The organism is Mesorhizobium atlanticum (assembly GCF_003289965.1).
Classification (GTDB): Bacteria; Pseudomonadota; Alphaproteobacteria; order Rhizobiales; family Rhizobiaceae; genus Mesorhizobium; species Mesorhizobium atlanticum.
On record NZ_QMBQ01000003.1, the window covers coordinates 500,183 to 523,729 of the forward strand.

Annotated in this window: 18 protein-coding genes; 9 read left to right on the forward strand and 9 right to left on the reverse strand. The window is 65.7% G+C overall.

Features of this window, described 5'->3' with window-relative positions; genetic code table 11:
• Positions 1–21 precede the first annotated feature (21 nt).
• Genes hydA through DPM35_RS12145 form a run of 6 tightly spaced genes read left to right on the forward strand, consistent with a single transcriptional unit; the run spans position 22 to position 6,765 of the window.
• Positions 22–1,452 carry a dihydropyrimidinase gene (hydA, locus tag DPM35_RS12120; protein WP_112127496.1) on the forward strand — a complete coding sequence of 477 codons (1,431 nt, stop codon included), beginning with the start codon at positions 22–24 and terminating at the stop codon, positions 1,450–1,452.
• On the forward strand, positions 1,437–2,351 hold the full coding sequence (locus DPM35_RS12125; RefSeq protein ID WP_112127497.1) for a nitrilase-related carbon-nitrogen hydrolase: 915 nt from the start codon (positions 1,437–1,439) through the stop codon (positions 2,349–2,351). Before hydA ends, DPM35_RS12125 begins: the two co-directional genes overlap by 16 nt.
• Positions 2,352–2,397: 46 nt before the next feature.
• Complete coding sequence (locus tag DPM35_RS12130) at positions 2,398–3,666, forward strand: Coenzyme F420 hydrogenase/dehydrogenase, beta subunit C-terminal domain (protein ID WP_245431511.1); 1,269 nt, start codon at positions 2,398–2,400, stop codon at positions 3,664–3,666.
• Complete coding sequence (locus DPM35_RS12135) at positions 3,663–4,823, forward strand: NAD(P)/FAD-dependent oxidoreductase (protein ID WP_112127499.1); 1,161 nt, start codon at positions 3,663–3,665, stop codon at positions 4,821–4,823. The genes DPM35_RS12130 and DPM35_RS12135 overlap by 4 nt, the downstream gene beginning before the upstream one ends.
• Entirely contained in the window at positions 4,820–6,103 is a 1,284-nt protein-coding gene (locus tag DPM35_RS12140; protein ID WP_112127500.1) for a Zn-dependent hydrolase, read from the forward strand. Before DPM35_RS12135 ends, DPM35_RS12140 begins: the two co-directional genes overlap by 4 nt.
• The gene (locus DPM35_RS12145) at positions 6,100–6,765 is read left to right on the forward strand and encodes a cysteine hydrolase family protein (protein ID WP_112127501.1); all 666 of its coding nucleotides are present in this window, start codon (positions 6,100–6,102) and stop codon (positions 6,763–6,765) included. The genes DPM35_RS12140 and DPM35_RS12145 overlap by 4 nt, the downstream gene beginning before the upstream one ends.
• Here the strand turns inward: DPM35_RS12145 and DPM35_RS12150 are convergent.
• The 9 genes from DPM35_RS12150 to DPM35_RS12190 are packed head-to-tail and all read right to left on the reverse strand — an operon-like array spanning position 6,750 to position 18,019.
• Positions 6,750–8,240, reverse strand: coding sequence for an N-acyl-D-amino-acid deacylase family protein (locus DPM35_RS12150; RefSeq protein WP_112127502.1), 1,491 nt, complete (start codon positions 8,238–8,240; stop codon positions 6,750–6,752). The two genes, DPM35_RS12145 and DPM35_RS12150, sit on opposite strands and share 16 nt — an antisense overlap.
• Positions 8,241–8,252: 12 nt before the next feature.
• Positions 8,253–9,794 (reverse strand): trimethylamine methyltransferase family protein, encoded by a 1,542-nt coding sequence (locus DPM35_RS12155; RefSeq protein WP_112127503.1) that lies wholly within the window; start codon positions 9,792–9,794, stop codon positions 8,253–8,255.
• Positions 9,795–9,815: 21 nt separating this feature from the next.
• Complete coding sequence (locus DPM35_RS12160) at positions 9,816–10,784, reverse strand: D-2-hydroxyacid dehydrogenase (protein WP_112127504.1); 969 nt, start codon at positions 10,782–10,784, stop codon at positions 9,816–9,818.
• A 7-nt stretch (positions 10,785–10,791) separates the two neighbouring features.
• Positions 10,792–11,700 (reverse strand): dihydrodipicolinate synthase family protein, encoded by a 909-nt coding sequence (locus DPM35_RS12165; protein WP_112127505.1) that lies wholly within the window; start codon positions 11,698–11,700, stop codon positions 10,792–10,794.
• A complete protein-coding gene (locus DPM35_RS12170; RefSeq protein ID WP_112127506.1) occupies positions 11,697–12,284 on the reverse strand; it encodes a hypothetical protein in 588 nt (195 codons plus the stop codon). The genes DPM35_RS12165 and DPM35_RS12170 overlap by 4 nt, the downstream gene beginning before the upstream one ends.
• Positions 12,285–15,143, reverse strand: a complete 2,859-nt coding sequence (locus DPM35_RS12175) for a 2Fe-2S iron-sulfur cluster-binding protein (RefSeq protein ID WP_112127507.1) — start codon at positions 15,141–15,143, stop codon at positions 12,285–12,287. It lies immediately after the preceding gene.
• Positions 15,140–15,406: a sarcosine oxidase subunit delta gene (locus DPM35_RS12180; RefSeq protein ID WP_112127508.1), complete on the reverse strand. Its 267-nt coding sequence runs from the start codon at positions 15,404–15,406 to the stop codon at positions 15,140–15,142. Before DPM35_RS12180 ends, DPM35_RS12175 begins: the two co-directional genes overlap by 4 nt.
• Before the next feature lie 2 nt (positions 15,407–15,408).
• Positions 15,409–16,650: an FAD-dependent oxidoreductase gene (locus DPM35_RS12185; RefSeq protein ID WP_112127509.1), complete on the reverse strand. Its 1,242-nt coding sequence runs from the start codon at positions 16,648–16,650 to the stop codon at positions 15,409–15,411.
• A 7-nt stretch (positions 16,651–16,657) separates the two neighbouring features.
• On the reverse strand, positions 16,658–18,019 hold the full coding sequence (locus tag DPM35_RS12190) for an MmgE/PrpD family protein (RefSeq protein WP_245431512.1): 1,362 nt from the start codon (positions 18,017–18,019) through the stop codon (positions 16,658–16,660).
• Positions 18,020–18,224: 205 nt separating this feature from the next.
• Between DPM35_RS12190 and DPM35_RS12195 the strand changes: the two genes are divergently transcribed.
• The 3 genes from DPM35_RS12195 to DPM35_RS12205 all read left to right on the forward strand — a co-directional run bounded on the left by DPM35_RS12195 (position 18,225) and on the right by DPM35_RS12205 (position 23,518).
• Entirely contained in the window at positions 18,225–19,118 is an 894-nt protein-coding gene (locus DPM35_RS12195; RefSeq protein WP_112127510.1) for a LysR substrate-binding domain-containing protein, read from the forward strand.
• A gap of 176 nt (positions 19,119–19,294) precedes the next feature.
• Positions 19,295–20,950 (forward strand): ABC transporter substrate-binding protein, encoded by a 1,656-nt coding sequence (locus tag DPM35_RS12200; RefSeq protein ID WP_112127511.1) that lies wholly within the window; start codon positions 19,295–19,297, stop codon positions 20,948–20,950.
• Positions 20,951–21,100: 150 nt separating this feature from the next.
• On the forward strand, positions 21,101–23,518 hold the full coding sequence (locus DPM35_RS12205; RefSeq protein ID WP_112127512.1) for a GcvT family protein: 2,418 nt from the start codon (positions 21,101–21,103) through the stop codon (positions 23,516–23,518).
• Positions 23,519–23,547 lie beyond the last annotated feature (29 nt).

The following is a 23,547-nucleotide window of genomic DNA, read 5'->3' on the forward strand; positions in this document are numbered from 1 at the left end:
CGGACCATCGAGGGCGGGTCCATGCACGAGCTGGTGATCAGAGGCGGGCGCGTGGCGCTCGACGACGGCTGGGCCGAATGCGACATCGGCATCGATGGCGGCCGCTTCACCGCTATCGGCAAAACTCTCTCCGGCCAGAAGTCGATCGACGCCGCCGGCCGCTGGGTGATGCCCGGCGGCATCGATGCACATTGCCATCTCGACCAGCCGGTGTGGGGCGGGGCCGGCAATGCCGACGATTTCGAATCCGGCACGATCTCCGCAGCGTTCGGCGGCACGACCTGCATTGTCCCGTTCGGCATGCCTGGACTGGACATGACCACAGTCGGTGCCATCGACCGGGCGCTGGAGCGCGCCGCGGGCCGCGCCGTGATCGACTATGGGCTGCATGCCGTGGTGACCATGGGCACCGGCGCCGATGTCGAGGCGCAGCTTGACGCGCTTGCCGGGCGCGGCATCGCCTCGGTGAAGCTGTTCATGACCTATCAGGGTTTTGCCGTCGACGACGATTTGTTCTTCAAGGTCCTCGATACGGCAAGGCGGCTGGGCTGGATCGTCATCGTCCATGCCGAGAACGACGCCGCGATCCGCCGTACACGGCAGCGGCTGATCGACCTCGGCCGCACCGATATCCGCTACCATGTGGTCGCGCATAGCGAGACGATGGAGCGCGAGGCGACGCACCGCGCGCTGGCCTTCGCTGAGCTGACCGGCGCGCGCATGACCATCGTGCATGTCTCGTCCTGGCAATCGGCGGAGGAGGTGGTACGGGCGAAGTCGCGCGGGGTGGCCGCCATCGCCGAGACCTGTCCGCAATATCTCTTCCTCGCCGCCGCCGATCTCGACCGGCCGGCAATCGACGCGGCGCGCTTCGTCTTTTCGCCGCCGCCGCGCTCGCCACGCAGTCACGAGCATCTTTGGCGCGAATTGATCGATGGCGGCATCGATCTCTGGTCGTCCGACCATTCGCCCTATTATTTCGCCGACAAGATCGGGCACTCCAAAACACCCGGCTTCACGACGACGCTGAGCGGCATTCCCGGCATCGAGACACGCCTGCCGCTGCTGTTTTCGGAAGGGCTGCTCACCGGTCGCCTGACGTTGGAGCGCTATCTCGACCTGACCTCGCGCAATGCGGCGTCGATCTACGGCTTCGCCGACCGCAAAGGCAGCATAGCCGTCGGGCTCGACGCGGATCTGGCGCTCTGGGATCCGACGGCGCGCTGGACGCTCGGGCACAAGGCGCTGCATTCGCGGGTCGACTTCACGCCCTATGAGGGCAGGGTCGTTACCGGCAAGCCGATCACCGTCCTGGTGCGCGGCGAGCCGGTGGTTGCCGATGGCAAATTACAGGCGCGGCCGGGCTTCGGACGCTTTGTCCAGCGGACTGCGGCAGATCCGGCGCATCTCAGAAAACCAGTCGAGGATTGGACGCCATGGCTCGATGCCTGACCATCGCCGTTTGCCAGACCGGGCCGATCCAGCGCAGCGCCTCGCGCGCCGAGACGGTCGGGCGCCTGGTGCATCTGCTGGAAAAGGCAGCTGCTTTCGGCGCCGAGATCGCGGTGTTTCCGGAGATGGCGCTGACCACTTTCTTCCCGCGCTGGCGCATCGACGACCAGGCCGAGATCGACACCTTCTTCGAAGCCTCGATGCCGGGGCCGGAAACGCAGCGGCTCTACGATGCAGCCGCGCGCTTGAAGGTCGGCTTCGCGCTGGGTTACTGCGAACTCGCGCATGAGGATGGCCGCACGCGCCATTTCAACACCATGGATCTGGTCGGCCCGGACGGCGCCTTCATTGGCCGCTACCGCAAGATGCATGTGCCGGGGTCAAGCGAGCCGGAAGAAGGCACCACGACACATCTCGAACGGCGCTATTTCGAGCCGGGCAATCTCGGCTTTCCGGTCTACAACTATCGCGGCGTGCGCGTCGGCCTCGCCATCTGCAACGACCGCCGCTGGCCGGAAACCTATCGCATGCTCTGCCTCAACGGCGCCGAGGTGGCGCTGCTCGGCTACAACACGCCGCTCCTGCTCGACGAGGCGCCGGCGCTGGCGCATCTGAGAATGTTCCACAACCATCTGCCGATGCAGGCCGGCGCCTATCAGAACACGCTCTGGATCGGCGCCGCCGCCAAGGCCGGGCTGGAAGACGGCCAGGCGCTGATCGGCGGCTCCTGCATCATCGCGCCGACCGGCGAGATCGCCGCGCAGACGATGTCGCTCGATGACGAGGTGATCGTGCATCGCGCCGATCTCGACCTGATCGAGACGTGCCGCAAAGTGAACTTCAACTTCGCGCTCTATCGCCGTCCGGACCAGTACAAGCGCATCTCGGATCCGGTCTGAGACAGCGATGGGATTGATAGAAACCAGTCATAGCCAGGCTACGGTGTTGACCGATTCGCTGTCGCTCGGCGAGATCGTCGAGAACGGTCTTTGCATCGGCTGCGGCCTCTGCCGGTCGATCGCCGATTCCGGCGACGTTGAGATGGTGATGACGCCGGAAGGGCGCGAGCGACCGGTGGCGTTGCGGGCATTGGACAAGCCGATATTGGCGAGGATCAACGCCGTCTGCCCGGGAACGCGCATCGCCGGTCCGCCACCCGCGCAGATGAATGATGCCACGTTGACGGACACGATCTGGGGACCGGTCGAAAGGCTTGTGCTTGGCTCCGCCGCAGATCCCACGGTGCGGTTCATCGGCTCCGGCGGCGGGACGCTGACGGCGCTCGGGCAGTTCCTGCTCACCTCGGGGCGGGTCAAGTTCGTGCTACATGTCGCGGCTTCGCTCTCCATGCCGATGCGCACGGAACGCCGGCTGAGCTTCGACGCGGCCTCCGTGTTCGAAGGCGCCGGCTCGCGCTACGGGCCGGCGGCGACGCTGGTGGATTTCAACGACGTCCTGGATCGCGACGAGCCGTTCGCGCTGATTGCCAAACCTTGCGATATCACTGCCGTGCGCAATCTGGCGCGGCTCGATCCGCGTGTCGACGAGCACATGCGCTACGCACTCGCCTTCGTCTGCGGCGGTGCCTCGGACCTGACCAAGTCGGAACAGGTGCTGCAGCGTTTTGGCCTTCGCGAGGACGAGTTGTCTCTGTTCCGCTATCGGGGGCACGGAAATCCCGGCCTCAACCGCATCGAAACCAAGGACGGCCGCGCCTTCGAGATCAGCTACCGGCAGCTCTGGGAAGACGAGGACAAATGGATGATCCAGCCGCGCTGCAAGATCTGTCCTGATGCGATCGGCCAGGTGGCGGATATCGCGGTCTCCGATGCTTGGCTGAATGGCGGACCGGCGGTCGAGGATGAACCGCTCAACGGCATCATCGTGCGCACAAAGCGCGGGCGGGAGCTGTTCGAAGCGGCTGTCGAGGCCGGCGTGCTGCAGATCAAGCGGGAGAGCGACATTGCCGAAATGAGCGAATTGCAGTCGCATCAGGTGCGCAAGCGGCGCGCCGTCTGGGCGCGGCTGACCGGCATGGTGATCGCCGGCAAGCCGGTGCCTTTCGTTCGCGAGCTGGCACTGCGGGATTGCGCCGCCCAGAATTCGCCAGCCGACAACCTGGCCGGAGGCCGGGGTGCCCGCGATCGCGCACATCGCGGCCGACTGGGCGAGCCGCCTGCCGTGCCGCGTGGAACAGTTTTGGGGGATCCATGAGCGAGCAGACCGAGGTCATCATCATCGGCGGGGGCATGGCTGGCGCGGGTGCGGCCTTCGAGATTTCGCGCGACAGGAAGGTCGTGCTGCTCGAACGCGAGAACCATTGCGGCTATCACACGACAGGACGCTCGGCGGCGAGCTTCACCGAGAATTACGGCAACGGCATCATCCGCCGCATCGTGCTCGCCAGCCGGGCGTTTCTCACCGAGCCGCCGACGGGTTTCTCGGACTATCCGCTGCTCAGCAAGCGCGGCATGATCACGGTGGCGCGCGCCGACCAACTCGATCTCCTACGTGAGGACCTTGCGGCCGCGCAGGCGCTGGTGCCCTCGATCGTCGCGATGACGCCTTCCGAGGCCATCGCGCGCGTGCCGGTGCTGCGCCGGGATTATCTCGCCGGCGCTTACATCGAACCGCATTCGATGGATATCGACGTCAACGGCCTGCATCAGGGTTTCTTGCGCGGCGCGCGGGCGCGGGGCGCGCGTATTGTCACCAAAGCTGGTGTAAGAGGCATCGGCAGGCAGGGCGGCCAATGGCGGGTCGAGACAGAAGCGGGGCCATTCCTTGCGCCTGTGATCGTCAATGCGGCCGGGGCCTGGGGCGATGAGATCGCGGCGATGGCCGGGGCGCGTCCGGTCGGTCTGCAGCCGAAGCGCCGCACCGCCTTCAACATTCCCGCACCCGCGGCTGTCGACATCACCGACTGGCCGCTGGTCAACGATGTCGGCGCGGAGTTCTATTTCAAGCCGGATGCAGGGCAACTGTTCGTGTCGCCAGCGGATGCCACGCCGTCGGCGCCGACGGATGCCTTTGCTGAAGACATGGACGTCGCGATCGGCGCCGAGCGACTCGAACGGGCGACGACGATCGAAGTGCAGCGTGTCTCGCGCTCTTGGGCGGGCCTCAGGACCTTCGTCTCCGACGGCTCGCCGGTGGTCGGGCCTGACGACGAGTTTCCGGATTTCGTCTGGCTGGTCGGGCAGGGCGGCTACGGCATCAAGACCTCGCCGGCGCTGTCGCGGGTCTGCGCCAGCCTGCTCGCCGGTGGCGGCCTCCCGGACGATGTCGCGAGGCAAGGCGTGTCGCTGGACGACCTCACACCGCACCGGCTGCGCAACGTCTCGCCCGAAGCCAGCAAGGTTGCTTCATGAACAGCGCCGTCCTGACAGCCGGCGGTAAACTGGCGGGGCGCATCCTGGATGTGCTCGCTGAAGCCACGGCCGACGCGCCTGGCGTCACGCGCGTCGCCTACGGGCCGGGCGAGCGCTTCGCCCACAATCTCGTGCGTGAGGAGGCGCAGAAGCTCGGCGCGGTTGCGCGCGTCGATGTCGCCGGCAATCTCTATCTGACGCTGGCCGGCAGCAACCCGGACCTGCCCGCTTTTGTCATCGGCTCGCATCTCGACAGCGTGGCGCATGGCGGCAATTTCGACGGCGCCGCCGGCGTCATGGCGGGTTTGGCGGTGATGGCAGAGCTGGTCGCGCAAGGCATCCGATTGGGGCGCGATCTGATTGTGCTGGCCACTCGAGCCGAGGAAGCAGTCTGGTTTCCACTGTCTTATCCGGGCAGCCAGGCGGCACTCGGGCTGCTCGAACCGGGAGCGCTCGAAGCGAAGCGTTCCGACAGCGGCCGCACGCTGGCCGATCACATGCGCGAGGAAGGCTTTGATCCCGACGCCGCACGGCGTGGCGTGCCGGGCATCGATGCCAGCCGGATCGCGGCCTTCATCGAAGTGCATATCGAGCAAGGGCCGCGCTTGGTCGCCGCCGGTGCGCCGGTCGGCATCGTCACCGGGATTGCCGGCGGGTTCCGTTATGTCGAGGCGAAGTGCCTGGGCGCCTATGCCCATTCGGGCGCCGAGCCGCGCTTCGCCCGGCATGATGCCGTGCTCGGCTTTGCCGATCTCGTTGCCGCGCTTGAGATCGAATGGGATGCGCTCGAACGCGAAGGGCATGAGGCCACAATCACCTTCGGCCGCGTTCAATCCGATCCGACGCAGCATGGCGGCAGCCGGGTTCTGGGCGAGCTCGGCTTTACGCTCGACGTGCGCAGCGCCGAGGCAGCCGTTTTGGAGCGGATCGAAGCGAGGCTGCGAACCATTCTCGGCGAGATCGGCAGCAAGCGCGGCGTGACCTTCGAGCTTGGGCCGCGCTTCACCTGGGAACCGGCGAAGATGTCGCCGGCGCTGATAGCGGGCTTGGATCGTGCCGCGACCGAATTGCGGATGCGGGCGCCGCATGTGCCGAGCGGCGCGGGGCACGACGCGGCAACCTTTGCCGCCGCTGGCATTCCAACCGCGATGCTCTTCGTGCGCAATGAGAATGGCAGCCACAATCCGCATGAAGCGATGGAGATCGCCGACCTCGATCAGGCGATCCGACTGCTTCTGCGTTTCGTCACTGATTCCGACAGTTCCCTGGATCAGCCATGAATCTTACCGCGACCGCCTTGCTCGTCATCGACCTGCAGAATGAATACCGCCCCGGCGCGGCTTGGCCGGTGGTCGGCTATGATGCGGTGCTTGCCAACACTGCCCGGCTGATCGAAGCCGCCCGTGCGGCAGGCGTGCCCGTCTTCCACGCGCAGGCCTGGGTGAAGCCGGAAGAGCGCGACGGCTATGCGCGTCAGGAAGAGATCCTGACCGAGGAATTCCGCTCGGCCGTGGCCGACAGCGAGGGCGCCCAGATCTGCGCCGAGGTGGCGGCGCTGCCCGGCGACATCGTCATCCAGAAACACTGGCCGAGTGCGTTTCGCAGCACCGATCTCTCGCAGCGGCTCGCCGCGCTCGGCATCGAGAACCTGATCGTGGCCGGCGTGCTGACCGACAGTTGCGTGACCGCAAGCGTGTTCGACGCAGTCTACGAGGGGTTTCGCGTCTGGCTGGTCAAGGAGGCCTGCGGCAGCATGACGGAAGCCATGCATCGCACCGGCATGCTCGACATGGCGAACCGGCTTTATGGCGGTGGCATCCTTCGTCTGCCCGAGGCGCTGACGGCGCTTGCCGGGCAGCCTTTCGACGGTTGGCGCTGCACGCGGCCGGTGGAGTTCGCCTACACGCTGGAGACGGTCAATAGGATTTACGAGGCGCTGTGATCGGCGCCGCAGCCGCATGCGACTCCGACGGTCGGCTTTGAAGCCGATGGTTTCAGAACCAAACCCGGCAGTGCGCCGGTCGCCCTGCCGCCGCGCCACACCGAGATGCCGTTGACGAAGACATGTTCGATGCCGGCGGCGGGCCGGCGCGGCTCCTCGAAAGTGGCGGTGTCGATGATCGTCTCGGGATCGAAGACGACGAGGTCAGCGAAATTGCCTTCGGCCAGCAGGCCGCGTTGCGCGATGCCGAATTCCCGTGCGGGCAGGCCGGTCATGCGGAACACCGCTTCCTCGAGAGTGAGCAGTCCGATGTCACGCGCGTAGTGCCCGAGCACGCGTGGAAACGTGCCCCAGAGGCGCGGATGCGGATGGATGTCATGCGGCAGGCCGTCGGAGCCAATCATCGTGCGCGGATGGGCGATGATGTTGCGGACATCGTCCTCGTCGAGCTGGAAATAGACCGCGCCGGCAGGCAGCAGGCGCTGACCGGCCTCGCGTTCGGTGCAGTTCCATTCGCGCGCGATGTCGGCGATCTCGCGCCTGGCCATCTCCGGATGCGGATCTGACCAGGTGATCAGGATCTTCAGCCCGGTGTCGCAGCGCTCCATCCGCAGCACGGTCGAGCTCGCGGCGTAGGGATAGACATCCATGCCGATGTCCATCGTCTCGCGCGCCCGGTCAATCCTTTCCAGCGAGGGCCGGCTCTTGCCGAAATTGGCGCGGCCGGTGCACTGGTGGTGCGAGATGAACAGTTTGCCGCCAGCATGATCGGCGATGTCGATCGCTTCCTCGATCGCTTCGTCCATCGTCTCGAAATAGTTGCGCGTGTGGGTGACATAGGGGCCGCCGAGTCTTGCCGCCGTGGCGGCGAGGGCCTTGACCTCTTCGGTCGAGGAGTTGACGGCCGGCGGGTAGTCGAGGCCGGTGCTGAGGCCGAACGCGCCTTCCGTCATGGCCTCGGCGACCGCTTCCTGCATCGCCGCCGTTTCCGCTTCATTGGCCGGCCGATCGGTCACCGGCATGCAGCGCTGGCGCAAAGTGGTGTGGCCGACGAGCAGGGCCGCGTTGGTGGCAATGCCGCGGCGCTTCAGCTCGGCGACATAGTCTGCAAAACGGTCGAAGCGGAAATTTTCGCGGCCGCCGACCAGCGTGAAGGGCGGCGGCGGGGTCTTGTCGAGGAGAAGCGGGGCGAGGCTGACGCCGCAATTGCCGGCGATCACCGTCGTCACGCCCTGGCTGATCTTCGGGTCCATGCCGCGCGGTGAAAGCAGCGCGCCGTCGTCATGGGTGTGCACGTCGATGAAGCCGGGCGCGACGACCTTGCCTCGCGCGTCGATTTCCTCAACGCCTTTCGCATCGTCGAGCCGCCCGATCGCCGCGATCCTACCGCCGGTGACGGCGATGTCGGCCTCGAACGGTTTCGAGCCATCACCGGCGATCAGCGTCGCGTGACGAATGACGAGATCGTAAGGCATTAAACGAATTTCCTAAGCTTCCGGATTGGCCGCGATCTCCTCGCGGCGGCGCGCGACATAGGCGTCGAGCTCCTCGCGGATCGTGGGGTCCATCACCGGTTCCTCGTAATCGTGCAGCGCCTGCTGCCAGAGCTCGGTCGCTCGCTCCAGCGCGTCCTTGCCGCCGGCCTCCTCCCAGGCGCCGTGGTTCTGCCAGTTGGAGAGCATCGGCTGGTAGAAGGCGGTGGTGTAGCGCGACATGGTGTGCTCGGCGCCGAAGAAATGGCCGCCGGCCGGAACCGACTTGATCGCTTCGAAGCCGAGGTCGTCTTCCTGGAACGGTAAGGGCCGCAGGAACTCCATCATGTTCTGCAGGATCTCGACGTCGAGCACGAGCTTCTCGTAGGACGCGGTCAGGCCACCCTCCAGCCAGCCGGCCGCGTGGTAGATGAGATTGGCGCCACCGAGGACCGCGCCCCAAGTCGCCATCTCGGTCTCATAGGCGGCCTGCAGGTCGACGACGTTGGAGGCATTGGCGTTGGAGGTGCGATAGGGCAGGTTGTAGCGGCGCGCCAATTGCCCGGCGATGATGTTGGCCTTGGCGTTCTCCGGCGTGCCGAAGGCGGGCGCGCCGGACTTCATGTCGACATTGGAGGTGAAGGCGCCGTACATCACCGGCGTGCCGGGATTGACGAGCTGCGTCAGCGTCACGCCGAACAGCGCCTCGGCGTTCTGCTGGCAGAGCGCGGCCGCCAACGTCACCGGCGTCATCGCGCCCATCAGCGTGAACGGCGTGACGGTGACGGGCTGGCCATGCTCGGCCATGGCGATCAGGCCTTCGGCCATCGCATCGTCGAACAGGCGCGGCGAGTTGATCGAGATGATCGTGGTCACGCCCGGCGAGGCGCGCATCTCCTCGACCGAGATGCCGCGCGCGATTGCCATCATGTTGATGCCGTCCATCGCCCTGGCGCGGCCGATCGCGGTGCAATGGAAGGAGAGGTCGCTCAGCGTCAGATTGGCGTGATAGGTGTCGAGATGGCGCGAACTGGCCGGCAGCTCGATCGGCGCCACCACCTGGTTGCCGATGATGTGGATGGCGTTGAAGTGGTGCGCCAGCCGGATGAAGTTTTGATAGTCGGGCAGGTTGCCAGGCCTGCGGCCATTGATGCGGTCATGCACATTGGGCGGACCGGCGACCAGGCCGAAGACCAGCGAATTGCCGCCGAACTCAACCTGCTTGTCGGGGTTGCGGCTGGTCAGCGTGAAGGACGAAGGCACGTTGCGCAGGGCCTCGGTGACGATGCTTTCGTCGATGCGGATGGTGTTGCTTTCGCGGTCGACGATGGCGCCGGCCTTGGCGAACAGGTCCATCACCTTCTCGCTCATGACGCGGATACCGAGCTCCGACAGGATGCGCATCGACGTCTTGTGCAGCTGATCCATGCGCTCCTCGTCGAGAAGCTGCATGGGCGGGTACGGATTTTTCACGCTCTGCCAAGGCAGTTGCGCGATGCCGCCGCCACTGCGCCCAAGTTTCGATCTGCGGCCGCCGCCACGCCTGTCCTGTGACATCGGATTATTTCCTCCCGGCTTTCAATAGCCGCGTTCCGGATTGACCACATTCTCCAGCGGCTGGCCTTTGCGGTAGCGCGCCAGATTGTCGGCGAACATGCGCACCGACTTGATGTCCCAGCCGTCATAGACCGCCGCGCAATGCGGCGTGACGGCGACATTGTCGTAGCCCCAGAGCAGATGCTCAGCGGGCAGTGGCTCGGTCGTGAAGACATCGAGCGCCGCGCCCTTGATCCGCCCGTTGTCGAGCGCGCTCAGCAGTGCGGCTTCGTCGACGACCCCACCTCGCGAAATGTCGATGAGCACGGCGGACGGCTTCATCGCCGCGAACGCGGCTTCGCCGAGCAGGCCGCGCGTGGTCGGCAGCAGCGGCACGCAGCAGACGATGAAATCGGCGCGGCCGATCAGTGCCGGCAGCGCGTCGGGGCCGTGCACTTCGTCGAGCGACGGCATCGGCTTCGGTCGCGAGCGGATACCCAGTGTGCGCATACCCATCGCCCGTGCACGGCGCGCGACGGCCTCGCCGGTCTTGCCGAGGCCGATGATGAGGACGGTCTTCCCCTCGATCGGCTCGACGCGGCCGCCGCCCCATTGGCGGGCCTGCTGCCGGCGCTCGAAACCACGCAGGTCTAGCGAGAAGGAGAGCATGGCGCCGAGCGCATATTCGGCCAGCATGCCGGCGGCGACGCCGGCCGAGTTCGTCACCGTGACATGCGTGGGATCCCAGCGCCCGAGATGGTCGGTGCCGGAGCCGCCGATCGAAACCCATCTCACCGTCGGGCTCTCGACGAGAGCCTGGCGCGGATAGCGCGGGGTGCCGTCGAAGCGGATCGAATAGACCACCTCGGCGCTGGTCCGCTCGATCAGCGCGGGAAGGTCGGCATAGGTGTCGCAGCCGTGGACGTCGAGGTCCGGATGCGTCTCGGCGAGCACGGCAAGCGCGCCGGCCGGCTTGTCGGTGTGCAGGATGATTGTTGGGCGCGCCGACATCGCGACCTCAGCTGTGGCCGATATGGTCGGCGGCGCTGCCCAGCGCCGCGATCAGCGCCTGGCCGCTTTCCAGCGTCGCATTCTCATGCGGCGCGCGCAGGTTCAGCCAGCGCCGGTCGCCGGATTTGACCGCAAGCACCGCCTTCATCGCCGGGATCAGTCCGGCATCCTGAATCACCTTCCTGAACGCCTTGATCGCGGCATCCGCCTCGGCGATATCCTCGCCCTCGCGGGTCGCGTCATAGAGGCGGCGGATAGCGGCGGCATTCAGATTGACTGTGGCCGAAATGCAGCCGGCCGCGCCGCTCGCCAGACCCTTGGTGAGCTGCGCCTCGGAGCTCGGAAACACCGAAATACCGGGTGCTGCGGCGATGACGGCGGCGGTGTTGTTCCAGTCGCCAGCGCTGTCCTTGTAGGCGACGACCGTGTCCGGAAAGGCCTTGCTCAGCCTCGCTGTCAGTGCCGGGCTGACCGGCACGCCGGAGTTCTGCGGAATGTGGTAGAGGATGACGCGCATCGAAGGCTTTGCCACCTTCTCGATCAGCTCGCTGTAGTAGCGCGCCTGACCGTTGTCGCCGGCGCCCGTGTAGAAGAAGGATGGCAACACCATCACGGCAGCGCAGCCGAGGCCGACGGCATGCGCCGACAATTCGACCGTTTCGGGCAGCGCTGTAACGCCGGTGCCAGGCATCAGCTGCACCGGCGCGATGCCGGCCTCGACCAGCCATTCCAGCGCCTGAATGCGTTCGCGCAAGGAAACCGACAGCGCTTCGCCCGTCGTGCCGAACGGCGAGAGGAAATGCGCGCCTTGGCCGAGCACCCATTTGGCGTGAGATATCCAGAGATCGCGCGCGATGCGGCCGTCGTCTTCGAACGGCGTCAGGATGGGAGCGATTGTTCCTTGCGGGCGGGTCATGAAAGTCCTCTGTGCTGGTCGGTGTGGCCGGCCACCGCCGCCACGGTGCGGGCGAAGTAGGCCGAAGCGGTGATGTCGAAGAGTATGTCGAAACCCGCCGGCGAACGGAACGTCACGGCTTCGATGTGGCCGACGCGGGTCTGGGCGATGTCGTCGGCGCCGAATTTTTGGGGTCTCAGGTCCAGTGCGCAAAGCGCGCTCATCGCTTCGGCGAGGCGAGGATCGGAAAGGCGCATCCATGCCCAACCTTCCTCGCGCCACGACGAATAGCCCTTCGGCGCCGTAGCGGCCTGCCAGGCGGCTTTGACTTCGCCGAGAGTCTCGTCAGCGCCCTCTGCGAGAAGCAGGATGTCCTCGTTGCCGAGGCGCAGAACCCGCATGCCGCGATGCTCGCCGATGCGGTTGACGGCCGGCAGGGCAATGCCCTGCGCGGCAAGCCAGGCGGAACTGCCGCGGCCTTTCAGGCCGAAGCGCGGCTTGTCTGTAAGATCGCTCAGCGCGATAGCGCCGGAAATCAGCTTCGTGCCGTCGGCGGAGCCGCCAGGCATGAAAGGATAAATGCGAGTCGCTGGGCCGGCGGCCATCTAGATCTCCTGCCGCGCGTTAGTCGGGTCGAAGAAGGCGTGGGCCACGACCGGCGCTTCGACCAGCTCGCCGTTGCGGCACTTCACCGTCACGCGGCTGCCTTCCGCCTGGTCATCGACATGGACATAGGCAAGCGCAATGTGACGCCCGAGCGACGGCGAATATCCGACCGACGTGATCTGGCCGACAGGAGCGCCGTCACGCAACACCAGGCAGCTTTCGCCGAGGATGTTCCGGGCGCCGGCGGAGAATTGCAGGCCGACCAGCTTGCGGGTCTGCCCGAGCCTTGCGCGCATCTCGATGGAGCGCTTGCCGACGAAGAACGGCTTTTTCTTCGACACCGCCCAGCCGAAGCCCAACTCGTCCGGGGTGGTGATCGCATCCGTGTCCTGGCCGATCAGGATGTGGCCCTTCTCCAGGCGCAAGATGCGAGATGCCTCCAGTCCATAGGGGCGCAGGCCGTGTGGTCGGCCGGCGGCCATCACGGCATCCCAAAGCGCGGGCGCCAGGCTGGAGGGGCAATGGAGTTCGTAGCTGAGTTCGCCGGTGAAGCCGATGCGCATCACACGGACCGGAACACCGGCGACCACGCCTTCGCGGCCGCTGAGATAAGGGAAGGCATCGCGGCTGAAATCGATGTCGCTCTCCAGCGCCTGAAGCACCTGGCGCGCCTTGGGTCCAGTGACGTTGAGGCCTGAGAAGGCGCCGGTGAGGTTGAGCACGTCGACCTTCAGGCGCCACTCGGCATTCCAGAACAGCATGTCGGCATAGACGCGCGCGACGGCTCCGGTGGTCGCCGTGACATAGAACTGGTCCTCAGCCATGCGGTAGGCGACGCCATCGTCGATCACCGAGCCCATCTCGTTGAGCATCAGGCAATAGCGTACGCGGCCCACGGGCTGGTTGGCATGCGCCATCGTGTAGAGGCGGTCGAGGAACTCGCCGGCGTCCGGCCCGCGGATCTCCAGCTTGCCGAGCGTCGAGACATCAAGCAGGCCGATGCCTGTGCGCACCGCAAGGATTTCCTCGCGGACGGCTTCCTCGGCGCTGCTTGCATTGCCGTAGTAATAGGGCCGCCACCAGGCGCCGACCGGCTTCATCGCGGCGTTCAGCGCGACGTGCCGCGCATGCAGCGCCGTGCGGCGCTCCAGCACCTCATGGTGACCGGCGAGCACGCCGAGCGTTTCCGGTCCGACCGGAGGTCGCGCCGTGGTGATACCGATCTCGCCGACGGTGCGGCCGGTTGCCTCCGCGACGATCCGGGCGGTCGCCAGCGCCGAATGACGTCCCTGGCTCGGGCCCATGCCGACTGTGGTGAAGCGCTTGACCAGCTCGATCTCGCGATAGCCGTCCTTGGTCGCGTTCTGCAGATCCTTGACCTGCAGATCCTCGTCGAAATCGACAAAGTCGCGTCCCTTGGGATCGGCGACGATCGGCTGTGCATAGCGTGGCCGGGCGGCCTTTGGAGCGACCGCCGGAGGCTGATCGGCAATCGCATGGCCGAGCCGCGACAGAGCGGCTGCCGCTGCGCGCTGGCCGTCGGCGATTGCATCCTCCAAGTCGTCCGCGCCGGCAACGGCGCCAGCGAGATGGACGGGACCTTTCGGCAGCGTGATCGTCATCGTTTGCGTGGCGGCGTCGTAGCCGACCTTGCCGCCGGCCTGACACGGCAATTGCCATGCCGGCGCGCTGCCGATCGAAACGGCGAGCAGGTCGCAGGCGATCCAGCTTCCGCCGACACGGACGCGGGCGAGGTGACGGTTGCCGGGGGTGCCTTCCGCGGCCTCGACGGTTGCGCCTTTGCGGATGGCGACGCCCTTGCCGCGGAGTTCGGCTTCCAGCGGACCAGCCTCGCCGGCGGGTCTCGGATCGACAAGCTCGACGACCGATAGGCCGGCGTCCAGCAGGTCGAGCGCCGTCCGATAGCCGTCGTCATTGGCGGCGAGCACCACGGCGCTCTGGCCGGGCCGCACGCCATAGTGGCGGATCAGGCGCTGGGCGGCGCCGCCGAGCATGATCCCCGGCAGGTCGTTGTTGCGGAAGACGGCCGGCTGCTCGATGGCGCCGGTCGCCAGGATCACCTCGCGGGCGCGTGTGCGATGGAGCCGGTCGCCCTGGATCAGCGGCAGCCAGTTGTCCTCGTACCAGCCATTGCAGACGGTGCCGGTCAGCAGCTTGAGATTGGGCAGCGCCGCAAGTCGCGACGACAGGCCGGAGAGTAGCGCCGGATCGTAGCGGCCGTAGCTCAGCGCGCCGCCGATCTCGGGATTCTCGTCGCACAGCACGACATCGGCGCCGGCTTCGGCGGCGGCGATCGCGGCACTCAGCCCTGCCGGCCCGGCGCCGACGACGAGCACCTCGCAATGCAGGTGCGTCTTGTTGAAGTGCCGGTGTGGGGCCTTGGTGTCCACGACGCCCAGGCCTGCCTTGCGGCGGATCATCGGCTCCCAGAATTTCAGCCAGCTGTCGCGGCGCGGACCCATGAAGGTGCGGTAGTAGAAGCCGACGGGCAGAAAGCGGCCGAACCTGTCCATGACGGCGTCGCGGTCGCGCTCGAGCGAGCCGTTGACGTTCTGGGCGCTGACCCGCAACCCCTCGCTGATCGGCGTGCGCTCGGCGGCGGCGTTCGGTTCGGACGGCAGCTGCACCAGCGCGTTGGCGTCGGCTCCGGTCATCGACAGGATGCCGCGCGGGCGATGGTATTTGAACGAGCGCGACAACACCCATTGGCCGGACGCGGCAAGCGCGCTGGCGATGCTGTCGCCCTCATAGCCCTCGAAAGGCTTGCCTTCGAAAGTGAAGCGGATGCGCCTGCTTCGGTCGATGCGGCTTCCGAAAGGGGCGGGCAGCCGGTTCATGCGTGGTCCCGCAGTTCGGACGCGTCGAAGGTGCGGATGATCTCGTTACTGACGAGATCGCGCTCGGCCAGGAAAAAATAGTTGCTCGGCACGTGCCGCCACCACTCGACCACGATGCCCTTGCGGTTCTCAGCGCGGAACAGGTGCCGCGACCATTCCCTGTCGGCGGTTGCGTTCGGATCAGGCCTCGCGCGCACCGGGCCGAAGGACTGGAACTCGTCGATATTTCGGGGGCCGTTCATGGGGCAGGTCAAGAGTTTCATCGTCAATGGCTCGCGGCGGTCGCGCCCATTTCATTGAGCAGCCGGAAGGTTTCGAACCGCTCCAAGGCAAATGGTTTCAGGATGTCGGGCACGCGCCCCTCGGCGATGGTCTGCGCCATGCGCTTTCCCGCGACCGGGGTCGCCTTGAAGCCCCAAGTGCCCCAGCCGCAGTCGAGCCAGAGATTGGCGAGTGGGCTGGCGCCCATGATCGGGCTGTAGTCCGGCGTCATGTCGGTGATGCCGGCCCATTGCCTCAGCAGCCGAACGCCTTGCAGGAAGGGGAAGAGGTGGACGGCGCCTTCGGCGAGGTGCTCCTTCATGTCGAGCGTCGAGCGCGTCGAATAGAGCTGGTAGGGATCGGAGCCGCCGCCGATGACCACCTCGCCGCGCGAGGACTGCACCAGATAGGTGTGCAGCGAGACCGACGAGACCAGCGTGTGCAGCCAGGGTTTCAAGGGCTGGGTCACCATCGCCTGCAGCGGATAGCAGCGGATGGGAAGCTCCACGCCGGCCATCAGCGCCACGTCGTAGTTCATGCCGCCGGTGGCGATCAGCACCTGGCCGCAGGCGACGCGGCCCCTGTTTGTCTTTACGGCCTGAACCCGGTCGCCAACGACCTCGAAGCCTTGCACTTCGGTGCGCTGGTGGATCTCGACGCCGCGCCGCGAGGCCTGGGCGGCGTAACCCCAGGCGACGGCGTCGTGGCGCGCCGTTCCGCCATCGGCATGCCAGAGACCGCCAAGGATTTCGAGCGGGCCGCCATAGTCCATATTCAGCAGTGGGCAGAGCTCCTCGACGCCCTTCTGGTCAACGACTTCGGTGCGCGTGCCCATGTGCTTGCCCATCTCGGCGCGCATATGGAAGCTGCGCATCGTCGCCTCGCTATGCGCAAGCGTCAGCTGGCCGCGCTGCGAGAACATGACGTTGAAGTCGAGCTCTTGCGATAGCCGCTCGAACAGCGCGACGCCTTCCTTGTAGAAGGCGATGCCTTCCGGCGTGATGTAGTTGGAGCGGATGGTGGTGGTGTTGCGCGCCGTGTTGCCGCCGGCGAGGTAGAATTTCTCCAGCACCGCGACGCTCTTTATGCCGTGATACTTGGCAAGGTGATGCGCGCAGGACAGGCCATGTCCGCCGCCGCCGATGATGACGACGTCATAGGCCGGCTTCAGCTCGGGCGTGGCGGGGACGTCGCCGCTAACCGGATAGTCCCTGCTGAGACCGTATTTCAGGAGCCTGAGGGGCATTGCGCGCTCAGCTCGAAGCCGTGGGAGGATCGTAGAGCAGCGCCGAAAGATCGGAGAAGCGGCTGTCGCGGTCGTCGAGCGAGAGCACCGCGTCGCGGATCGCCGCGGCGCGGACGGAGCCGAGCACGGGCGCGGCGAACTCCATGTATTTGGCCTCGACCTCCTGCTTGGTCATCGGCGCTTCCGGGCCGCCGCGCGCATGCACGTCGCCCGACATCAGTACGCGTCCATCGTTGGTCGTGATGACGACGTCGGCCCAGCGGCCGACCGGGAAGCGGGCGCTGTGCCGTTCGGTTTCGACCACCGTGACGCGGGTGAGCATGTCGGCGACCGCGGCATCGACGAGCCCGGCGCCGGAAATATGCTCGAGCCCGATGCGCCGATGGATGATGAAGGTCGCGACGGCGAAGCGCAGGCTGTACTGCGCCTTCGAGGTCGTGTCCGGCATGCCGTCGAACAGCGTCGCCGCATAGTGGAAGCTGTTGACCTGGACATGGGCGATGTCGGAGGCGACGAGATTGTGGGCCAGGCAAAGTCCGCGCACCGCGTCGATCGCCGCATGAGCCCAGCGGCAGATCGGGTAGGGCTTCACATATTGATGCAGCGACTGCCAGAAGACGCCGAGATCCTGCCAATGCGTCGCGACCTCCGGCGCCTCGACGGTGATCGCCGGCGCGCCGGTGAAGCCGCGTTCGGCGAGCACCGCCGCCGATAGGCCGATAAGGGCACCCGGGCCGGAGCCGTCATGCAGCATGGTGGGGGTGGCGATCTCACGCATCATCTGGCTGCGAGGGCCGTGATACTCGGCAATGCCCAGTGCTTCGCGCAATTGCGTTTCGTCGAGCCGCCGCAGGCGTGCTGCGATCGCCGCCACGCCCAAGGCATTCCACGCGCCGGAGGTATGATAGTCGCTGACCGTCGCATGCAGGGCGATGCCGGCCCGGCCAGCGACTTCGTAGCCGATGACCAGGGAGGCCAGCGCCTCCGGCCCGGTGAGGTCGGGCCTTGCTTCCGCGAGCGCGGCAAGCGCCGGCACCACCGCTACGCCGATATGGCCCTTGGTGGGGCTATAGCCGTCGTGGCCATCGAGATTGTCGGTCTGCGTGGCGACGGCGTAAGCCGCGCCCGCGATGCTGGCGCGGCGGCCGTCGAACAGCATGCGGGCCGAATATTGCGGATCGCTCGAACTGTAGAGCAGTACGGCCGCATCGCGCGCGATCCGGCCTGCTTCCATCGGTCCGGCCGCGATGGCGATGCCAAGCGTGTCGAGCAGAAGGTAACGGGCCTGTTCAAGCACCGGCTGGGGGAAGACGGAAGCAGGACGCCGCAGCACGAAATCGGCAAGCCGCGTGAACGTATCGGAACTCACGACAGGCCCCTCACGCCGGTATGACGGCACAGCCACGCGCTTATCTCCCCTGTCTCTCCATAACATCATTAAATTGGGTTCATCGCGCAGGCACGCGATTAGTTTGGCGGCTTTGGCCAAAAATATCGATGCCATGTCGCTTGTCTGCGATTGAACGTCCGGTCGCCCATGCGATAGCTATGCGAATGCGCCGCAGGAGACCGGGATGAAGCCGCCACCCCCCTTGAACTATATCCGCTCGTTCGAGAGCTCGGCCCGCCATTTGAGCTTCACCACGGCGGCCAAGGAACTGGGCTACACGCAAGCCGCGGTCAGCACACATGTGCGGGCGCTCGAACATTATATCGGCCGGCAGCTCTTCATCCGCTATCCGCGCAGCCTGAAGCTGACCGAGATGGGGGAGGCGTTCCTGCCGACACTGCGCCAGGCGCTCGACCAGATCGACCAGGCGACCGAAGCGATCGTCGCTTCCTCGCGAAACAAGACCGTGGTCGTCTCCTGTCCGATGAGTCTTGCGGAAAACTGGCTGGCGGGCTGCATGGCCGCCTTCCGCAAGAAACACCCCGAGATTGAGATCGTGCTGCACGGCACGATCTGGGAGGACATCAGCGAGCAGATCGCGGACATCACCATCTCGACGCGGCGTTTCGACGACCGGCCGCCTTCGGCGACCCCGCTCTGGAACGACGAACTGGTGCTGCTCTGCGCGCCCGGCATGCTCGAAGGTGAGCACGCGCTGAAGACGCCGCAGGACATGCTCAAGGTGGACTGGATCTTCGTGCATGGCCGCCAGGAATATTGGCAGGTCGTCACCGAGGCGCTCGGTGTCGACATGGAGGACCATGACAAAGGCATGTCGACCAACGCCTCCAACATCGCGCTCGAGCTCGCCGCGATGGGCGCCGGCCTCGTCGCCACGCAGCGTTCGCTCTCGCACGCCTATATGGATCGCGGGTTGCTCGTCGAGCCGTTTCCCGTGCGGCCGCCAAGTCCCTGGAACTACTATCTGACCGAGAGCCAGCTTTCGAAGGGAAACATCGCGCGCACGGTCAGGGAATGGATCCTTTCCAGGGCCAGGGAAGACGCCGCGCGACCTTAGGGCTGTCCGCTCCTTCAAAATTTTGGCGAGGCAATGGCATCGTTTTTTTAGGCCTCAAAGCCCGCGTTTCTGCGGTTTGTGACTGTCCGAGCCCTTCCGGGATTTTTGCATCGCCCCTAACATGCGTGCCGCAAGGGGAATGCAACGGGCAAAAAGCCCTGAACCGGAGAACAACGATGACGATGTTCAAGAGCAACGGTGACCGCGTCCCGGCGGTCATCGAAAGCTACGCAGCCGAAGTCAAAAAGGGCGGCATGGACCGCCGCGAATTCCTGGCCATGGCAAGCGTGACGGGCGCTTCCACGGCGCTCGCCTATTCGATGGCGGGGATCGAGCCGGCCAAGGCCGCCGCACCATTGCCCGGCAAGAAAGGCGGCATCCTGAAGATGCAGATGATCATCAAGGACATGAAGGATCCGCGCAGCTGGGACTGGTCGGAAATCGCCAATGTCATGCGCCAGTGCAACGACTACATGATCCGCTACACCACCGACTTCACCTTCGAGGGCCATCTGGTCGAGAGCTGGGAGGTGAGCGACGACGCCACCGAATACACGCTGCACCTGCGCAAGGGCGTAAAATGGTCGAACGGCGACGACTTCAACGCCGACGACATCGTCTACAATATCGGGCGCTGGTGCGATAAGGCGGCCGAAGGCAATTCGATGGCCGGCCGTATGAGCTCACTGATCGATCCCGCCACCAAGAAAGCCGCTGCCGGCGCCATCACCAAGGTCGACGACCATACGGTGAAGCTGAAATGCCGGCAGTCGGACGTCACCATCATCCCGGGCTTCTCCGACTATCCGGCGGTCATCGTCCATCGCGACTTCGACAAGAACGGCGCCAATATGCTCAAGACGCCCGGCACCGGCCCCTATGAGCTGATCTCCTACAAGGTCGGTGAATCGGCTTCTGTGCGGCGGCGCAAGGACTTCACCTGGTTCGGCGGCGAGCCCTATCTCGACGGCGTCGACTGGGTCGACTACGGATCGGACGCCTCGAACCCGGCCATCGGCAGCGCCTTCGAGGCCGGCGAGATCGACTGCAACTACCAGACGGTCGGCGGCACGGTCGATCTCTATGACAGCATGGGCCTGGTCAAGGAGCAGGTGGTCACCGCCGGAACGATCGTGCTGCGCACCAACGTGACCAACAAGCCTTACGACGACAAGCGGGTGCGCAACGCCATCCAATTGGCGGTCGACAACGAGACCGTGCTGAAGCTCGGCTATAGCGGTCTCGGCCAGGTCGCCGAAAACCATCACGTCTGCCCGATCCATCCGGAATATTACGAGCTGCCCAAGGTTCCGCGCGACCTGGCCAAGGCAAAGGCGCTGATGGCCGAGGCAGGCCAGACGGATCACGAGTTCGAGCTGATCTCCTACGATGCCGACTATGTGAAGGACCCGGCCGACGTCGTCGCCGCGCAGATGCGCGAGGCCGGCTTCAAGGTCAAGCGTACCATCATCCCCGGATCCTCGTTCTGGAACGACTGGACGAAATATCCGTGGTCGACCACCGACTGGGGCATGCGGCCGCTGGGCGTCCAGGTGCTGGCGATCGCCTATCGCAGCGGCGAGGCCTGGAACGAGTCCGGCTACGCCAATCCGGATTTCGACAAGAAGCTTAACGAGGCGATGGCCATCGCCGATCCCGCCAAGCGCAAGGAGCTGATGAAGGAGGTGGAGTTCATCCTGCAGGACTCCGGCATTCTGGTCCAGGCGTTCTGGCGCTCGCTCTACCGCCATCATGCCCCCTACGTGAAGAACCTCGGCATGCACCAGACATTCGAACTGCAGCTGGACAAAGTCTGGCTGGACAAGGCCTGAACCGGGCAGATCAAAGCAATGGTCAGGGGCGCATTCTTGCGCCCCCCGACTTAGCCGGCGACTGCGATCGGTCAGTCAGCTAAATGAAATCCCAAAGCGCTGCCAAAGAGCGCGATACAAGTCGCCGAACACAGGGAAGAAAGCTCAACTATGCGCACTCATGCACAAGCCGTTGTCATTGGCGGCGGCCTGATCGGCTGCTCGATCCTCTATCATCTTGCCAAGTTCGGTTGGACGGACGTCGTGCTTCTGGAGCGCAGCGAGCTGACCTCGGGTTCGACATGGCACGCGGCGGCCAACATCCACGGCCTGCATGATTCCACCAATATCAGCCGGCTGCAGCACTACACGATGGCGCTCTACAAGGAGCTTGAGGCCGAGACCGGCCAGGGCTGCGGCATCTTCCAGCCGGGCTCGCTCTATCTCGCCCAAACCGAGGCGCGCGAGCATCAGCTGCGGCTCCAGGAGGCCAAGGCGCGGCGCTATAAGATGAACTTCTACGAAGTCGGTCGCGACGAGGCTGAGCGGCTGCATCCGCTGGTCGATTTCGACGGCATACGCTGCATCATGTATGAGCCGGAGGGCGGCAATGTCGATCCATCGGGCGTGACTGCGGCCTATGCCGCCGGCGCTCGCCAGCGCGGCGCCGAGATCCATCGCTTCACCCCGGTCACGGCGACCGAGGCGCAAGCGGACGGAAGCTGGATCGTGCGCACACCGAAGGGCGACATCCGCACGCAATGGGTGGTCAACGCCGCCGGCCTGTGGGGCAGGGAAGTCGCCGCCATGGCCGGGCTGCAGCTGCCGCTGATCCCCACCGAGCACCAGTATTTCGTCACTGAGACCATTCCGGAAATCGCTTCGATGGGACGGCGCCTACCGTCGGTCGCCGATCGGGACGGCGAATATTATCTGCGCCAGGAAGGCTTGGGCCTGCTGATCGGCGCCTATGAGCGCAACATGAAGTTCTGGGCCGAGGAGGGAACTCCGCTAGATTTCGGCCACGAGCTGTTTCCCGATGACCTCGACCGCATTGAAGAGAACATGATGCGCGCGGTTCAACGCGTGCCCGCGGCCGCCACCGCCGGCGTCAAAAAGGTGATCAACGGTCCGATGATCTGGTCGCCCGACAGCGCGGTGCTGTTCGGGCCGGCGCCCGAGCTCAGCAACTATTTCTGCTGCAACGGCATCATTCCCGGCTTCTCGCAATCGGGCGGCATGGGCAAGCTCGCTGCCGAATGGATGATCGAGGGGGAGCCTTCGCTCGACATGTTCGGCTGGGACATGGCGCGTTTCGGCCACTGGGCCGGCAAGACCTTCACCAAGGCGCGCGTGCAGGACCAGTACAGCCACCGCTTCAAGATCCATTTCCCGAACGAGGAACGCACCGCCGGCCGTCCGGTGCGCACCCGGCCGGCCTATGAGATGCAGAAGGAGATGGGTGCCGTGTTCGGCCTCAATTTCGGCTGGGAGCACCCGCTGTGGTTCGCGGCGGCAGGCGAGCCGCGCGAGGAGACGGTCGGCTTCACGCGGCAGAACTGGTGGGGGCCGGTCGGCCGCGAGGCCCGCATGCTGCGCGAGCATGCCGGCATCATCGACATATCCAATTTCGCCAAATACGAAGTGAAGGGTCCGGGCGCGGAAGCCTGGCTGAACGCTGTCTTCGCCAACCGCATGCCGACCAAGGTCGGCCATTCGTGCCTGACGCCGCTGATCGGCAAGCGCGGCGGCATCGCCGGCGACTTCACCGTGACCCGGCTGGCGGATGACGAGTTCATGGTGATCGGCTCAGGCATGGCCGAGCGTTTTCATCAGCGTTTCTTCAAATCGGTGCCGCTGCCCGAAGGCACCACGTTCCGGTCACGCACCGAGGAGCTCGGCGGCTTCAACGTCGCCGGGCCTAAATCGCGCGAATTGCTGCAGCGGCTGACCAATGACGACCTGTCGAACGAAGCCTTCCCCTTCATGCGCTCGCGCCAGATCACCGTGGCCGGCGTCGACGTCGTGGCGCTCAGGGTCTCCTTCACCGGCGATCTCGGTTGGGAACTGCACTGCAAAGCCGCCGACCAGGTCGAGCTCTACCGCGCGCTGCTCAAGGCGGGCGCGGAAGTCGGCGCCGGGCCGGTCGGCTCGCGGGCGCTGATGTCGCTGCGCGTCGAGAAGGGTTACGGCAGCTGGAGCCGCGAATACTCGCCGGAATACTGGCCGCAGGAGGTCAGGCTCGATCGCCTGATCAAGACGGACAAGGACTTCCTCAACCGCGACGCCTATCTCGCCGTCGCCGAGAACCCGGCGCGCGACGAGCTGATCATGCTCTCGGTCTCGGCGAAGGATGCCGACGCCACCGGCGGCGAGCCGATCTTCCTGCCGGACGGCACGCCGATCGGCCAGGTGTCGTCGGGCGCCTATGGCTATTTCGTCGAGCAGTCGCTGGCGATGGGCTACGTCAAGGCAGGAACCGCCAAGGCCGGCGACAAGGTGACCGTTGCCATTCTCGGGCGGCCGCATGACGCGGTGCTGCTGGCGCACCCGCCTTTCGACCCGGAAGGCAAGCGGCTGCGGTCGTAAGGGCGTCGTCAGCGGAACTGGCGCCGCCG

Excerpts from the sequence above, each read along its gene's own strand:
- DPM35_RS12195 (WP_112127510.1), top strand. The coding sequence starts at position 18,225 with ATGAAGCCGCCACCCCCCTTGAACTATATCCGCTCGTTCGAGAGCTCG.
- DPM35_RS12125 (WP_112127497.1), top strand. The coding sequence starts at position 1,437 with ATGGCTCGATGCCTGACCATCGCCGTTTGCCAGACCGGGCCGATCCAG.
- DPM35_RS12135 (WP_112127499.1), top strand. The coding sequence starts at position 3,663 with ATGAGCGAGCAGACCGAGGTCATCATCATCGGCGGGGGCATGGCTGGC.
- DPM35_RS12150 (WP_112127502.1), bottom strand. The coding sequence starts at position 8,240 with ATGCCTTACGATCTCGTCATTCGTCACGCGACGCTGATCGCCGGTGAT.
- DPM35_RS12180 (WP_112127508.1), bottom strand. The coding sequence starts at position 15,406 with ATGAAACTCTTGACCTGCCCCATGAACGGCCCCCGAAATATCGACGAG.
- DPM35_RS12205 (WP_112127512.1), top strand. The coding sequence starts at position 21,101 with ATGCGCACTCATGCACAAGCCGTTGTCATTGGCGGCGGCCTGATCGGC.
- DPM35_RS12165 (WP_112127505.1), bottom strand. The coding sequence starts at position 11,700 with ATGACCCGCCCGCAAGGAACAATCGCTCCCATCCTGACGCCGTTCGAA.
- DPM35_RS12175 (WP_112127507.1), bottom strand. The coding sequence starts at position 15,143 with ATGAACCGGCTGCCCGCCCCTTTCGGAAGCCGCATCGACCGAAGCAGG.
- DPM35_RS12140 (WP_112127500.1), top strand. The coding sequence starts at position 4,820 with ATGAACAGCGCCGTCCTGACAGCCGGCGGTAAACTGGCGGGGCGCATC.
- DPM35_RS12160 (WP_112127504.1), bottom strand. The coding sequence starts at position 10,784 with ATGTCGGCGCGCCCAACAATCATCCTGCACACCGACAAGCCGGCCGGC.
- hydA (WP_112127496.1), top strand. The coding sequence starts at position 22 with ATGCACGAGCTGGTGATCAGAGGCGGGCGCGTGGCGCTCGACGACGGC.
- DPM35_RS12155 (WP_112127503.1), bottom strand. The coding sequence starts at position 9,794 with ATGTCACAGGACAGGCGTGGCGGCGGCCGCAGATCGAAACTTGGGCGC.
- DPM35_RS12185 (WP_112127509.1), bottom strand. The coding sequence starts at position 16,650 with ATGCCCCTCAGGCTCCTGAAATACGGTCTCAGCAGGGACTATCCGGTT.
- DPM35_RS12170 (WP_112127506.1), bottom strand. The coding sequence starts at position 12,284 with ATGGCCGCCGGCCCAGCGACTCGCATTTATCCTTTCATGCCTGGCGGC.
- DPM35_RS12145 (WP_112127501.1), top strand. The coding sequence starts at position 6,100 with ATGAATCTTACCGCGACCGCCTTGCTCGTCATCGACCTGCAGAATGAA.
- DPM35_RS12200 (WP_112127511.1), top strand. The coding sequence starts at position 19,295 with ATGACGATGTTCAAGAGCAACGGTGACCGCGTCCCGGCGGTCATCGAA.